We start from the raw sequence: 13891 nt of genomic DNA on the forward strand, positions 1-13891 counted from the left end.
GGTTCAAAACATAAAATGAAAATCTCCAAGAAAGTCTCTGTCACCACCGCTCTAGCTGCGATGGCACTAGTGCTTAGTGGGTGTGTGCAGACGAAAAACGGGAAGCCATACGGCCTCGTTTACGATTACCTAGCCATTCCTGGACAACACGTTATGAATTGGTTAGCCAACTTCTTCGGCGGCAGCTACGGTTGGGCGATTATTATCCTGACCGTGATCGTGCGAATGGTTCTGTTACCAGTCATGGTGAAGCAAATGCGCGGCGCCACGGTTCAACAGGAAAAAATCTCAATGATCCGGCCACAAATGACCGCCTTGCAAAAGCAACAAAAGGCTGCCAAGACCCCAGAAGAACAACAGGCTGCCAGCCAGGCCATGATGGCCCTCTACCGGAACAACGGTATCAGTATGACCGGTGGGATCGGTTGCTTGCCGCTGTTGATTCAAATGCCCGTCTTCGCTGCTCTGTATGCGGCCATTCGGTATTCACCAGAATTACAGAGTGCTGTCTTCTTGAACATCCCCTTGGGGAAGGCTAGCTGGATCTTAGCCTTACTGTCCTTCCTCTCCTACCTGTTGCAAGGGTATCTGTCCTTGCTGGGGATGCCGGAAGAACAGAAGAAACAGATGCGCTTCACCCTGCTGCTGTCCCCCGTCATGATCTTATTCTTCACGATGAGTTCACCAGCCGGATTAGGCCTGTACTTCTTCGTCGGTGGGTTGTTCGCCTGCCTGCAAACGCTGATCATCAACTTCTACCGGCCACGGATTCGTAAAGAAATCCAAGCCAAAATGAAGGATCGGCCAGCTCCCGTCGTTGAACCGGTCGTCGCAAAACCTGTGACCCCGGCTGCTAAACAAGCAACGGCTAAAAAGACCAGCCAAAAGAACCGGAATCGTAATGCTGGAAAACAACAACATCATTAAAAATAACGGCTAATGTGTAAAGGCGTCGACTGAATTTCTCAGCCGACGCCTTTTTCTGTGCCCTTATTTAGTTGTTATCGGCAAAATGCTTAGCTATCCCGTTTACGTGTGCTTTTTGATGCCATTTCTAAGTATTCTACCAACTTGGTCCACGACCCATGAAACGGCTCAAAAAGTGGATTTGCCTTCATTTGCTAGTAACAAAAAGCGTTATTTAAGCATCCCCGTTTAACTCATCATCAGTTCCTGGCGAATGCCACTTGGCACCGTTTCCCGGTCAACCTTCCCCCAAGATTCCACGTTTTGTCCCTTGGTGCTGATCTTCAGAAATTTGTTAGGCTTCAACTTCCACTGAGAATCAAAAGCCAATGTCCGTGACTGTCCCTGGGCATTGTAGGTCACCAAGTGGTAAGTGTACTCGTCCTCACCACCCCCACCGATAAAATGCCGAATGGGCTTAGCGTTGGTTGAAGCGTACACGTCTTCAGTCTTGACCAACGGATTCACATTATCCGCCGCCATGGCCAGTTCGGAATGCTTATTCTTGGTCAAGTTTGGCAACAGGAAGGCCCCTACACCTAAGAGTACGACGATGCTAGCAACAAGCACAAAAAACTTACTGATAAATTTCATTCTAAAATCCCCCTATATTGGTTAATTACTCAAGTAACTAACTAGTTACCATAGCATAACTGAACCAGCGAGGCCTGTCAATCATAAGTTGTTTTTTCTAGCTAATTGTATTCAGCAAAAAGGACACCCTCAGCATTTTCAACTGAAGGTGTCCCTTTAAAATCGCTTATTTTTCATCTGAAGCATCCGGTGCATCTGGCTTATCGGCCTGACTATCGTCAACCAATAACGCTGACTTGATCCCCGGAATCTCATCGTTAGCTGCTTGAACCCGTTCCTTCTTGTCGGTCAGAATCTGCGCATCCTCATCCGATAAGATTGGCAGGGAGACCCGGAAGACCGAGCCCTGACCTAGCGCACTCTCGATGGTAATCTTCCCGTGGTACGCCTCAATCAAGCGCTTGGCAATGGCTAAACCTAACCCATTGCCCCCCTTGGTCCGCGAACGGGCCTTGTCGACACGGTAGAAGCGGTTGAAGACACGGTCACGGTTCTCCTGGGAGATTCCCTCACCAAAGTCTTGAACGGCCACCTCGAGGTTCCTAGTGTCGCTCTCGTAGCTCATATGAACTTCCTTGCGCTTCTGCGAGTACTTCACGGCATTGTCCATCAGGATGATGAGGATCTGTTCCAAATGATTCCGATAGATTTGCGCTTGCACTGGCCGATGCACATCGTTATCCAAAATAAACACATAATCCGGATGAATCATCTTAAAGTTGTCAAAGACTTGTTCAACAACTTCACTGACGTCTGAAACCTCATTGGGGTAATTGACCTCAATCTGTTCGGCCCGTTGCAGATCCAACATTTCTTGGACCAGACTCTTCATCCGTTTCGTTTCCTGTAAGGATGCCTTGATGGACTCGTTCAAGACCTCCGGATCATCCTTGCCCCACCGGTCCAGCATCTCCATGTGACCCTGAATAATGGCCACGGGCGTCCGCAATTCATGGGAAACATCTTCCACGAACTGCTGCTGCTGATCCATGTAGCGCTGGGTGGTATCGAGCATGTCGTTAAACAAACTACCCAAGTCACTCAGCTCATCTTGGTGGTGTAGCTCTGGGACCCGCCGATCGGTCTGGGGATCCTCACGCATGGCATGAATGGTCTCCCGAATTTCCTCGACTGGTCGCAACAGGAAGGTCGCTAGGCTGTAGCTTAGAACGGCAGCGGCTAAGACCGCCATCATCCCCAGAACCACTTCGACCTGCAGTAGCTTGACCTGGGTGGCGCGATAGTCCCGTAAATTATCGGTGACCTGCACGTATCCCAGAATCTTGTTGCCCTGCTTCGCCCGAATGGGTGCCGAACCAACCAAATTTTTATGACCGCTGATGACCCGCGTCGCAATCCGTTCCTTATTGCTCTTCGCAAATTTAATTGGACTGTTCCGCGTGGCAAACAGTGGCTGGCCCTGATAATCATAGACCGTCACCGTTTGGCTGTCGCGGGCAAGACTCGTGATTACCGCATTGTTATAGGCACCAGCCGGCTTCTTGGCCTCAGACATCACGGTCCGTGGCCGCAACAACTGGTTGACCTGGTTACCCGTCAACGGCTGTTTCTGGTTATTCAACTTCTCAACCACAACGTTCAACGTATCTGACACGTGGGTCTTTTCCTGGCGCATCAGAACCGTCATAAAACTGTTAAAGATAAGGAAAACAATCACCGCAAAGATGACCAGTACCCCAAAGGCCGTGGTTAGCGCCCACTCCCACTTCAGGGAGAAACGAAAACCGGGCTTCTTCGGTTGGGTATCGTCATGATCGGTGGCCGTCTCCGTTAGTTCTGGCGATTTCACGAACGCATCACGTACCCTGTCCCCCGGACCGTCTGGATGTAGCTCTTCTGGCCGGCGACATCAATTTTATTTCGCAGGTAACGCACGTAAACGTCCACCACGTTGGTTTCAACTTCGGACTCGTAACCCCAAACCTTGGTTAACAGGACGTCCCGGGCCAAAACGACGTTGATGTTTTCCATTAAGGCCAACAGCAATTCGTATTCCCGCTTGGTCAGGTTGATGACCTCATCGCCACGACGCACGATGCGGTTTTCCTTTTCAATCGTCAAGTCCTTGAACTTAACGGTCGTTTGCTTGGTGTTCTTTTGCTCGCCTTCCAGGTGAATCCGCCGTAACAGCGCCCGCACCCGTGCAAGTAATTCTTCAATGGCAAATGGCTTCACGATGTAGTCGTCGGCCCCATGGTCTAACCCGGAAACTCGGTCGATCACGGAATCACGCGCCGTCATCATGATGATTGGCGTACTCTTCACTTCGCGTACCCGGCGGGCAACTTCGATCCCGTTCAATTCAGGCAGCATGAGGTCCAGCAAAATGACATCGAAGTCCTGTGACAGTGCAGCTTCTAATCCGGTCCGACCGTTAAATTGCACGTTGGTTTCGTAACCTTCATGCTTTAATTCCAATTCAACAAAGCGGGCAAGATTTTTTTCATCTTCAATAATTAAAATTCGACTCATTGCGCTCTAACTCCTCTGGCTATTTCACGGCAGCCGCTGCAATCAAACCCATACTACCAGCGGCCGTCCGATAATCATTTCAACATTTAATTTTATCATATTTTCTCATAATTGTATGCAAAAGCACGCCGCTTCTCACATTTAGTTATTTCTTTACTTTCTAAACCGGGAAAAAATCCTTCACTTGCAAACAACAACCGGTTGCATTCGATAGTTAAGTTTGCTTTTGAAAACGGTTAAGTAGTTTGCTTCACATTGTTGATTACTGTATTCTTCTATTGTAGCCTTGATTTAACGCTAATTAATTAATGTCTTGATTAAATCTTAATAATTTTTGTGCAAATTTTCACTTGCAACTCAGCACTTTTGCAGTATACTAGCTCTTGTAGATAAAAAGAAAGAGGAGTTGTTTTCATGAAAGCAGCAGTTATTCGCGATTCAGTAGACGGTTACGTTGATATTAAAGATGTTACTCTTCGTCCCATCACCCATGGGGAAGCCTTAGTTAAGATGGAATATTGTGGTCTTTGCCACACCGACTTACACGTGGCTGCCGGTGACTTCGGTAAGCAACCTGGCCGGATCATTGGGCACGAAGGTGTTGGTAAAGTTATCCAAGTTGCTGACGACGTTGAAAACTTGAAGATTGGCGACCGCGTTTCCGTTGCCTGGTTCTTCAAGGGTTGTGGCCACTGTGAATATTGCTTGACCGGCCGCGAAACACTTTGCCGTAATGTTAAGAACTCCGGGTTCACCGTTGATGGTGCCATGGCTGAAGAATGTATCGTTGATGCCAACTACGCCGTTAAGGTTCCAGAAGGCTTGGACCCCGTTGAAGCTACTTCATTAACTTGTGCCGGTGTAACCATGTACAAGGCTTTGAAGGTCGGCGAAACGAAGCCTGGCCAATGGGTTGAAGTTGTTGGTGCCGGTGGTTTAGGTAACCTGGCTATCCAATACGCCCACAACGTCTTCGGTGCCCACGTGGTCGCCGTTGATGGTAACCCTGACAAGTTGGCTGCTGCTAAGGCTAACGGTGCCGAAGTGCTGATCAACCGGCATGACGGTGATGTTGCTGAACAAATCCAAGCTAAGGTCGGCGGTGTCGATAACGCCCAAGTTACGGCCGTTAACAAGGATGCCTTCACCCAATCCGTTAACGCTTTGAAGCCAGATGGTAAGCTGGTTGCCGTTGCCTTACCACAAGGTGACATGGAATTAAACATCGCCAAGACGGTGTTAGACGGTATCTCTGTTCGTGGTTCCTTAGTTGGGACTCGTCAAGACTTAGCCGAAACATTCCAATTCGGTGCAGAAGGCAAGGTTCACCCAATCGTGAAGACTCGTCGTCTGGACGAAGTTAACGACATCATCGACGAAATGAAGAACAACCAAATCGTTGGCCGGATGGTCGTTGATTTTACTAAATAAGGGTTCAAACTTTAATACTTCCGAAAGCCGCTCCCGTGAAGAGCGGCTTTTTTGTGTTTTCAGAGAGGCTTAGATGGTCGGTCCCCACTCCGTCAACTAGGATCCCTGTCATTATCGGCAACAATTGTCTCAAATTCGAAACTAATCTGCGCCCATAATCCCCCCGGTATTAATAAATGTCTGCGTTAGCCAGTCCAGTCGCACTTACCAACACAACACAACACAACACAAGCCCGCCATCGTCATCACCCATCAGTTCCATCTCCCTGCACCAGCCGCAATCAGTGATAAGGCGGATCAACGGTCTAAACCAGTGTTAGCCACAGGGCTGGGAAAACTGGGCCGGTCGCGGGAGTGACCAGAGGCGAGCCAAGGTGCCCGGCTGTGTCAGTGGGCTAGGCTGGGGTATTTACCCAGCCTAGCCCACGGGGCAATATTTGAGACCGCACCTTAGGCTCAAAGTTGAGGCGGAAGCCCGCTTCTCAGGCTGGAACCGGCCCCATAGCAGGGCGCCTTGAGCTCACCGCCGGGAACGGACGCGACCAGGCCCAGTTTTCACCAGCCCGGAGGCACCGATTTAGTCAGTTATTCCTGATAAAGCAGGGATAGTGCCCGCAAATCCGCCGCCGACAGCGTTTCATGCTGCTGGTCCAGCGGATACATGATTGACTGACGACTCTCACTATGGGCCAATCCCAGCGCATGCCCAATCTCATGAATGGCCACAGACACGCGAATTCTAAGCTCCGGATGCGCCAGATTGAGGCCGGCCTTGGCCCGATTAACGGTGAACGCTTGCCACCCACTACGGTGTTTTACGGTCGGGCCGCCCTCACCCAATTCAACGAAATCCCCCGCCTGCTTGGACGTGTCTCGTTGATAGGTGAAAAAGGTTAAGCCATTTTGGCGTTTCCCCGGCATCCCCGGGACCAAACGCACCAGCCCCGTTCGATTAAACACCCCCACGGCTTCCTCGAAAATGGGCCGGATATTGGCCGTCACGTGTCGGTCAAAATGATAATAGTACGTGGGCGCCAGCGGATACGTCGCCGCCACCAGACTCAACGGAGTTTGCGCGTGCTTGGAACTTGGGAGTGGCCCTTCCATCTGATTGACTAACCGATCCAACCGACTGACGGACCTGATGTGGGGCGCCAAGGCCCCCGGCCACAAGATACATAACAGACTCACCAGCACCCCGACCCACAGTAGCCGCCACTTTAACATGGTTGTTGCCTCCTTTAGTTTCTATCGTTCTTAGTGTAGACAGTCCGGTGCTCGCTGACGAGTATTTTGCAAATTGGGGCGCAGAAAATAACGGCCTACCAATTAAAATTGACCAGCATCACTAAGATTAAGCGACTAATCGCTGTACTGACGGGGCTGTTAGGTATTCCAACGTTTTAGTCCTGTAATCGAGCAATTACTGGGTGTCCATGTTTACGTCCATGGACTACTTCAAAATAAAATCCAACCAACAAAAAAGTAGTCCCACCACCAAAGAATTGGTCGTGAAACTACTACATGTATAGAGCTAACTTGATACGCATACGTTTCAACAGTACGGGCTAAAGGTGTGTCGCCGCAGGGCTGGTGAAAATGGGCTCAGCCGTGGGAGTTGCCTTAGCGGTTTCCCCGCTTAGGCAACTGCTATCTTTGAGACGCGCTTCTCAGCGGCTCAAAGTAAGTCTGAAGACCGCTTCTCAGGCTTCAGACGCGCGCCCACAGCACCACGGCCCATTTCCAGCCCGGAGGCATGCCTTTAACCATTAAGCTTTCTGGTAAAGGTGCCGCAATGTCTTTAAATCGCCCGCTGACAAATGCGTCGTCCCTTGGTCGATCGGATACATGACCGAGTTGTGACTGTGACTGTGATCCAAACCGACCGCGTGACCGATCTCATGAATGGCAACCGAGAGCCGCACACTTTGCGGATATTTCAGATTCATCCCCGCCCGCGCGTGGTTGGCCGTGTAACCCTGAAAACCAGTGACTTCCTCAATTTCCGGACCCCCTTTGCCCAGTTCCAAGTACGTGCTCTGATCTTCCGGCATCTCCTTGCTGTAGGCAAAGAAGGCAATCTCGTTCTGATGCGCAGTGGCGTCCCCCGCCACCAAATTCACGATGCCCGTTTCATTATAGACGGCGACGGCCTTTTCAAAGGTCCGCACCATCTTATCCGGGACTTCATTGCCAAAGCGGTAATAATAGGTCTTGCTTAACGTTTGCGGCTTAACAATTGATTCAACGGGCGTGGCACGCTTAGACTCCTCGCGCCCCACCATGGGCAACTGAACGCCCAGCCGACTAGTGGCCTGAGCAACTGTGATCTCTGACATCGCAACAAATTTAGGAAATTTTCCCCAGACACTGACTAGCATGACGCTCCCCAAGAGTAAAACTGCTAGCAGGCCCCAAAGCTTCCGCATATTCTCGCTCCTATCCAACTGACTAGTGCCAGTCTACCGAGAAACACGAAACACCGCCACCAATCCAGACTAAGATGACCGGAATCCAAGACTTTCTTAAACTATTGACGGGGATACATTAGGTTTCTAATCTATTTTTCATTATGTAAACGGTGTTATTAAGGAATTTATAGCTCGCTGTATTAAATTTCTCTAATTTAGTTCACACCAAAAGCCCACAACAAGCCATCTTGCCGTGGGCCTTTTCACATGCTAACCATTTCTTAAAATTCTACTAAGTTATCCTGGGCGGTGACCAGCAATCCCATGATTTTGAGCTGATGCTGCTGTTTAAACGCCGCAAATGCCCGTTCACCCATGGCCACCGCCGTCGTTGCCAACGTATCGGCCGCAATCAGGCTTGGTGCCAACACGGTAGCTTGATTCAGGCTGGGGTCACCTTCCTGACACTGAATGGGCCCGCCAATCGTGCTGCCGCCTCGCATCGACGTTGCCATTGCCCCATTTTTGATGCGGTACCGCTTGATGACGTGACTCATGTCGCTCGGGGACTCGACCCCCACGTTCCAGACAAACTCGCTGCGCGTGGTCACGCCCATCTGCACGTCGCCCCCGCCGTTGATTGCGGCCGCGACCAGACTTTGGTCCTGTAGTAGCGGCCGCAAATACGTTTCAAATGCCTGAAAGAGCATCCACCCCTTCAGGAGTCCGCGCGGATCAAACGTCCCCGCGTAAAAGGGATCGAAGGCGTTGGCCGTATCCGCCTGTGCCTTGAGTGCCAGCTGGTAAACCGCCTGCAATTCCGGGCTAAACGCGGACGGCGCCAGTTCACCGCGCTGAAACTGACAAAGTTCCGAATCCGTGCGGTCGCGGGAAAAGCATAAGTTCAATCGCATAAAATATCGAGAAAGATTCGTGATCAATTGCTGAAACGTTGACTCGGACAGATAGCCAAACCGGGGCATGACCAACCGGACATCGATTGGCGCCGTTCCCGTGTCAATTTGAATGGTTAATAATTTGCTCACTTGGCCCGCCCCCCAGTCGTGTACAGTAGCGTGACGGGCACCCGATCATTGGTCACCGCCGTCGCCGATGATTTTGCTTCCCTGAGCAGCGTCACCCCATCCACCAAAACGGCCACCACCAGCAAACCAGTTAACACCCCACGTAAAAACCGTTCCATGTGTGTCACCTCACTCTTTATTTCGAGTATACCCACAAATGTCCCGCACTCGTCACGGGAACGCCGAGTAGGTTAAGTGACCGCTAAAAGCGCGCCGTTGTGCAAAAAAATAGCCCGGGACAAAATCCCAGACTACGACATTAAACTAGCTATCAGTCCAAAACCACCTGCTGAATCGTCTTCAACACGCCATCGTGTTCGTTGTCGACGGTCGTCACGTGTTGCGCCGCCGCCTGAATCGTGGCGTCGGCATTGGCCATCGCAAAGCCGCTCCCGGCAAATTGTAACAACGGCACGTCGTTCACGCCGTCGCCAAAGGCCATGATGTTGGCTGCCGTGAGCCCCTGTTGTTGCGCCAACCATTGAATCGCCGGCAACTTACCCACGTTAGCCGCCACAATATCGATGACCCCGTAGCCGCTGTCATGGGCGTGTAACCGGCCGTCAAAGTAGGTGTTGAGTCGGTCAACCAATTCGGCCGCCTGGTCTGGCGCCGTCGACACACTAATTTTCTTGATCCGATCATCCACGGTGGCCAAACTCTCAACCTGTTGCAAATTATCGTAGTAGGCTTCGGCCGCGTCAATCAGCTGTTGTGGGGCCCCGAGTTCCGTGTAGGATGCTCGTTCCCCGGTTAGAATCACGTAGATATGCCGCAAAAAGTCCTGATGCCGATCCACGCTGACAAACTGGTCAACGTCCGTTGCTGATAAACTACCATCAAAAATTTGTTGACCGTCCCGATAGATAGACGCACCATTTTCAGCGACCATGATCAGATTAGGGGCTAAACTGTCCGCAAAGAGGTCCCGCAGATGGGCGTATTCATTCCCTGAAGCCAGGACCAAGGTAATCTGCCGTGCGCGCAACGCGTCCAACACCTCGCACATCAGTGGCTGATTGTAACTCTGGTCAGCATGTAACAGCGTGCCATTCAGGTCCGTCGCGATTAATTTAATTGCCAAAATTTCACTCCTCAAAAATAACTGTGTGCAGTCATTATACGCGTCCACCCGGGTAAAACACAAAAGGAAATCCGAATCGTTTGATCCTAAACCACAGCGCGTTATTTTGACAGTCACCACGGCCGCCTGATTAGGCTACCCGACCTGCTGTTGATTTTGACTCGCTAGCAAGACCAAAGCCGCGAGAAAACTTAATCCGGAAATCGCCGTAATAATGAGCAACTGCGTCACGTAGCTCGTTGTAAAGGGGTGCAGCCCACTGGTCAGCGCCACCACGACCGAAATGCCGACCGACTGGCCAAACTGATGAACCGTGTTGACCACTCCGGAAGCGGCACCGGCAATTTCAGCATCGGTATTTGCTACCCCTTCGACCGTTAGCGGACTCAACACTAGGCCCTGACCAACCCCAAAGATCATCATCGGTAGCGCAAAGGCAATCCAATAACCCCGATTCAGCCCCAAGATGACCGTGAGCGAAACACCCAAAGTAACCAACACGACGGCAAGCACAATCAACCGTGCATTGCCTATCTTACTGGATAGCCGTGACACCTGAAGTGCCCCAAAGAATTGTGGAATCGTCACGGGCAGGAAGGCTAACCCGGTCAGTAACGGTGAAAAGCCATAGATATGTTGTAACGCTTGCGTGGTGACAAAAAAATAAGCAAACGCGGCCCCGATAAAGAAGAAGCGAGCAACGTAGGCACTGTTCCGTCGTCGGTCAGAAAATAACCGTAACGGCATAATGGGATTCTTGACTGCCCCCTCGGCATAGACGAACAGTCCCAGCGCCATCACGGCAATGACAAATGCCAACCGCTGGTGCACCGTCCCATCGATGCTGTAAACCAGGGCCGACAACCCTAACACTGATAAAAAGGTGCCGACAATGTCCAGACGAGTTGTTCGCTGGCTTTCACGGCTCTCCACAAAGAATAACGTCAGTACAAACAGCAGCACCCCCACTGGAACGTTTAAGAAGAAGCCGACTCGCCAGGAAAAGGTACTCGTGATCACGCCACCCAGCACCATCCCAAAGCTTGCGCCAATCCCCGCGGTTGTTCCATAGGCAGCAATGGCCCGCGATCGCATCTTCCCCTGATAATTATCCAGGAGTAGTGCCAACGTGGTCGGTGCCAGAATAGCTGAACCCACGCCCTGAAAAGCGCGCATGGCAATAATCATCGGACCAGTCGTCGCCAAGCCGACCATTAATGAACCAACTGAGAACAATAGCAAGCCAATTAAAAATACCCGCCTACGACCGTACACGTCACCAATCCGTCCGCCAAACAATTGAAAGCCCCCAAATGTGAGGGTGTAGGCGCTGCTGATCCACGCCAGCGTCTGTGAATCCAAGTGCAGGTCCGCCGCTATCTTCACGGTACTCGTAAATACAATTGAATTGTCTAAGAGAATCATAAAATAACTTAATAAAATAATCGGTAAAACAATGCCAAATTTTTCTTTATTCCCTGCCATAACAAGCCTCATCTTTGCTTAAAATAACCTCATCCCGATTGGTTTCTTTTGAGGTGAATGAGTCCATCATAGCGAGCACTGGCCGGCTTGAAAATTACCAGTTAGGCATGCTAGTATACTTGTCACGCATACTAGTGTGTCTCCGTCCGGTACACCGGCTCCAATCCAGCCGCAAACAGGACGAAAAAAAGCGCCTGGAAAACTTCCAGACGCGCGATTATTTTCAACTTAATCAAAGGATCAGCCATTTTCAGACACAAAAAAACTCCCAGAAGCCGCGGACTTCGTGGGAGTTTCTCTAAACTAATAAAAATTAGTTGTTTGCGTTCTTAACCGCAACGACCTGACGGCCATCGTAGAAACCGCAACTTGGGCAAACCATGTGTGACTTACGTAATTCACCACAGTTAGGGCAAGCAGTTAAATTAGGCGTGGTTAACTTGATGTGACCACGACGCATAGCTTTTTTCGTCTTAGACGTTTTCCGTGCTGGTACAGCCAAAGAAAACACCTCCTTTAAATAAATTATATCCACTAGTGAAAAAATTTTTAAGGCTTACAAAGGCGATTATTGATCATCCTGATCAGGGAAGAAATCTTTTAACTTTGCAAGACGTGGATCAACTGATTGATTTTCCTTCTCCACCTTAGCCAGGTCAGCCTCGGAAACGACTTCCCAGTCGTCACCAGTTGGCATCTGTTCACCCTGCTTTTCAGCGTCAGAAAGAATGTGCATCGGAATCTGTAAAATAATGTTATCCCCGATGGCTTTATCGAAATCGATTTCGTCATCTTTAACCACCATCACAACGTCGGTCTTCTCAAACCGTTGCGTTGCGGCGGGGTCGGAAACATAAAATTCCGTCATGTTGAAGTCAACGGGTAGGTCAACCGGTGCTAAAGACCGGCTGGATGGGACCGTTAAGTCCGCCGTAACCCGTGCATCAACGACAACGTCACCATCCACAACGGACACAATGCCCTTGGCGTGGACGGGACTTAAATCTAGGACATCATCGCTAAAGCGGTCCATCAAGTCCGCCTTCAAATCCAGCGTTTCATCGAACGCTAGCGGATCATTCCGGTGATTCTTGCGGAGCTCGGTCAACGACCATTTCATCGCAATCCCTCCAATGCAACGTGATAAATTATACCTGTCAAAAAATAAGATGTCAAGGTAATTTCCTTGATAGTCATTTAGAATCCGCTTTTTTTACCGGAATTCGGCCATAATCCTGGTCGATTCCGGTCATCAGGGTGCGGACAGCCCCCAGCCGGTCGTCCAAAGCGCCCGGCCCCTGTTGCCAATCCCGGTCAGCCCGGCTAACCAGAGGTAGTGTGACCTGCTTCTTGATCTGATGCAGATACCGCTGGCCCTGCGCCGAGTACCCCAGTACCCGCAGATATTGCGGCTGGACCGCTATTTCAGCTGGCTTAGCCTGCAATAAGATGTAGGCCGACTGGCGCTGTAAACGCGTGTAGGTGTAACGCTTGGTCTTCACCGCGTGCATAAACGCCGCAAAGCCCGGACTCGTCAATGCCGCCCGCTTCAACCGATACTCGACACCCTCAGTGATCTGGTAACACTGACGCAGGTCCGCCACATCCCCACTAACCAGCTGATAACGCAGTGCCGGCCAGAAGTCGGTCCAGCTGGTCAGCTGAGCCCGTTTGAGCAGATCCAGGGTCGTTGACGGAACAACCGGTTCCACCGCCGTCCAGTCGCCTGTCAGGGCCGCTGAGCGGATAGCTGTGGCGCTCGCGTAAGCCGCCCCGGCAGCAATGGTCGGCTCGTTGTGCTGGCTCCCACGGCGGGCCAACGGCAGGAGCGTTAACGGCCGCCCCTGTCGTTCGTTAGCCAGCGCATAGAAGAACCCCAGGATATCATTGGCCGCGTTCAGGGTAATCCCCGTTTGCTCCCGCAGATACCCTTGAAATAGTGAGGCGTAGGTTTGGTCAAAGCGTTTGAACGTCGTCGGGTCAGTCGGTAAATGCGCCATCAGACGGGCATAATCCATGTCCGGGTGCTCGGTGCCAAAGGCCAGCCAGTGACACTGTAACGCGGACAACAGGCGGACACCCCCCGCCGCAAATAAATGCGCCGGTTGTAGGGCTGTAGCGCTTGGCAGTTCCACCACCAAGTCCACACCCCCGTCTAAGGCCGCCTGCGTGCGCTGCCACTTGTCCATCAAGGCTGGTTCGCCCCGTTGGACCCAGTTGCCGCTCATTGCCGCTACGACTACGTCAGCCCCCGTCTGGGCCTTCGCCTGCGCAATCTGGTAGGCGTGCCCATTATGAAAAGGATTATATTCCGCAATGATTCCCACTGCCTGTAACGCCAT

14 protein-coding genes are annotated in these 13891 nt (G+C 51.1%); 2 read left to right on the forward strand and 12 right to left on the reverse strand.

Going from position 1 to position 13891, the window contains the following annotated elements:
* The first annotated feature begins 15 nt into the window (after positions 1-15).
* The gene (yidC, locus tag ACEPST_RS13690; RefSeq protein ID WP_204120838.1) at positions 16-927 is read left to right on the forward strand and encodes a membrane protein insertase YidC; all 912 of its coding nucleotides are present in this window, start codon (positions 16-18) and stop codon (positions 925-927) included.
* Positions 928-1155: 228 nt separating this feature from the next.
* On the opposite strand, the gene ACEPST_RS13695 is transcribed toward yidC, so the two are convergent.
* The 3 genes from ACEPST_RS13695 to ACEPST_RS13705 form a co-directional block, all read right to left on the reverse strand.
* Complete coding sequence (locus ACEPST_RS13695; RefSeq protein WP_204120839.1) at positions 1156-1560, reverse strand: YxeA family protein; 405 nt, start codon at positions 1558-1560, stop codon at positions 1156-1158.
* 166 nt (positions 1561-1726) lie between these two features.
* The gene (locus ACEPST_RS13700) at positions 1727-3370 is read right to left on the reverse strand and encodes a HAMP domain-containing sensor histidine kinase (protein WP_204120840.1); all 1644 of its coding nucleotides are present in this window, start codon (positions 3368-3370) and stop codon (positions 1727-1729) included.
* Entirely contained in the window at positions 3367-4053 is a 687-nt protein-coding gene (locus ACEPST_RS13705) for a response regulator transcription factor (RefSeq protein ID WP_020090053.1), read from the reverse strand. The genes ACEPST_RS13700 and ACEPST_RS13705 overlap by 4 nt, the downstream gene beginning before the upstream one ends.
* Positions 4054-4467: 414 nt before the next feature.
* On the opposite strand from ACEPST_RS13705, the gene adhP reads away from it, so the two are divergent.
* Positions 4468-5484 carry an alcohol dehydrogenase AdhP gene (gene adhP / locus ACEPST_RS13710; protein WP_203638775.1) on the forward strand — a complete coding sequence of 339 codons (1017 nt, stop codon included), beginning with the start codon at positions 4468-4470 and terminating at the stop codon, positions 5482-5484.
* A 585-nt stretch (positions 5485-6069) separates the two neighbouring features.
* On the opposite strand, the gene ACEPST_RS13715 is transcribed toward adhP, so the two are convergent.
* The 9 genes from ACEPST_RS13715 to ACEPST_RS13755 all read right to left on the reverse strand — a co-directional run bounded on the left by ACEPST_RS13715 (position 6070) and on the right by ACEPST_RS13755 (position 13891).
* A complete protein-coding gene (locus ACEPST_RS13715) occupies positions 6070-6711 on the reverse strand; it encodes a matrixin family metalloprotease (protein WP_204120841.1) in 642 nt (213 codons plus the stop codon).
* 542 nt (positions 6712-7253) lie between these two features.
* The gene (locus tag ACEPST_RS13720; protein WP_203645282.1) at positions 7254-7913 is read right to left on the reverse strand and encodes a matrixin family metalloprotease; all 660 of its coding nucleotides are present in this window, start codon (positions 7911-7913) and stop codon (positions 7254-7256) included.
* 263 nt (positions 7914-8176) lie between these two features.
* Positions 8177-8941, reverse strand: coding sequence for an FAD:protein FMN transferase (locus tag ACEPST_RS13725; RefSeq protein WP_204120842.1), 765 nt, complete (start codon positions 8939-8941; stop codon positions 8177-8179).
* Positions 8938-9099, reverse strand: coding sequence for a hypothetical protein (locus ACEPST_RS13730; protein ID WP_203645286.1), 162 nt, complete (start codon positions 9097-9099; stop codon positions 8938-8940). The genes ACEPST_RS13725 and ACEPST_RS13730 overlap by 4 nt, the downstream gene beginning before the upstream one ends.
* A 152-nt stretch (positions 9100-9251) precedes the next feature.
* Positions 9252-10064, reverse strand: a complete 813-nt coding sequence (locus tag ACEPST_RS13735; RefSeq protein ID WP_395390444.1) for a Cof-type HAD-IIB family hydrolase — start codon at positions 10062-10064, stop codon at positions 9252-9254.
* Between the two features lie 135 nt (positions 10065-10199).
* Positions 10200-11549 carry an MFS transporter gene (locus ACEPST_RS13740; RefSeq protein WP_204120844.1) on the reverse strand — a complete coding sequence of 450 codons (1350 nt, stop codon included), beginning with the start codon at positions 11547-11549 and terminating at the stop codon, positions 10200-10202.
* Between the two features lie 313 nt (positions 11550-11862).
* The gene (gene rpmF, locus ACEPST_RS13745) at positions 11863-12051 is read right to left on the reverse strand and encodes a 50S ribosomal protein L32 (protein ID WP_057735399.1); all 189 of its coding nucleotides are present in this window, start codon (positions 12049-12051) and stop codon (positions 11863-11865) included.
* Positions 12052-12117: 66 nt separating this feature from the next.
* A complete protein-coding gene (locus ACEPST_RS13750; RefSeq protein WP_204120845.1) occupies positions 12118-12669 on the reverse strand; it encodes a DUF177 domain-containing protein in 552 nt (183 codons plus the stop codon).
* Positions 12670-12742: 73 nt separating this feature from the next.
* Positions 12743-13891 (reverse strand): nucleotidyltransferase, encoded by a 1149-nt coding sequence (locus ACEPST_RS13755; RefSeq protein WP_395390445.1) that lies wholly within the window; start codon positions 13889-13891, stop codon positions 12743-12745.

Origin of the sequence: Levilactobacillus sp. FUA 3915, from assembly GCF_044053135.1 — a bacterium.
Lineage (GTDB): Bacteria > Bacillota > Bacilli > Lactobacillales > Lactobacillaceae > Levilactobacillus > Levilactobacillus lanxiensis.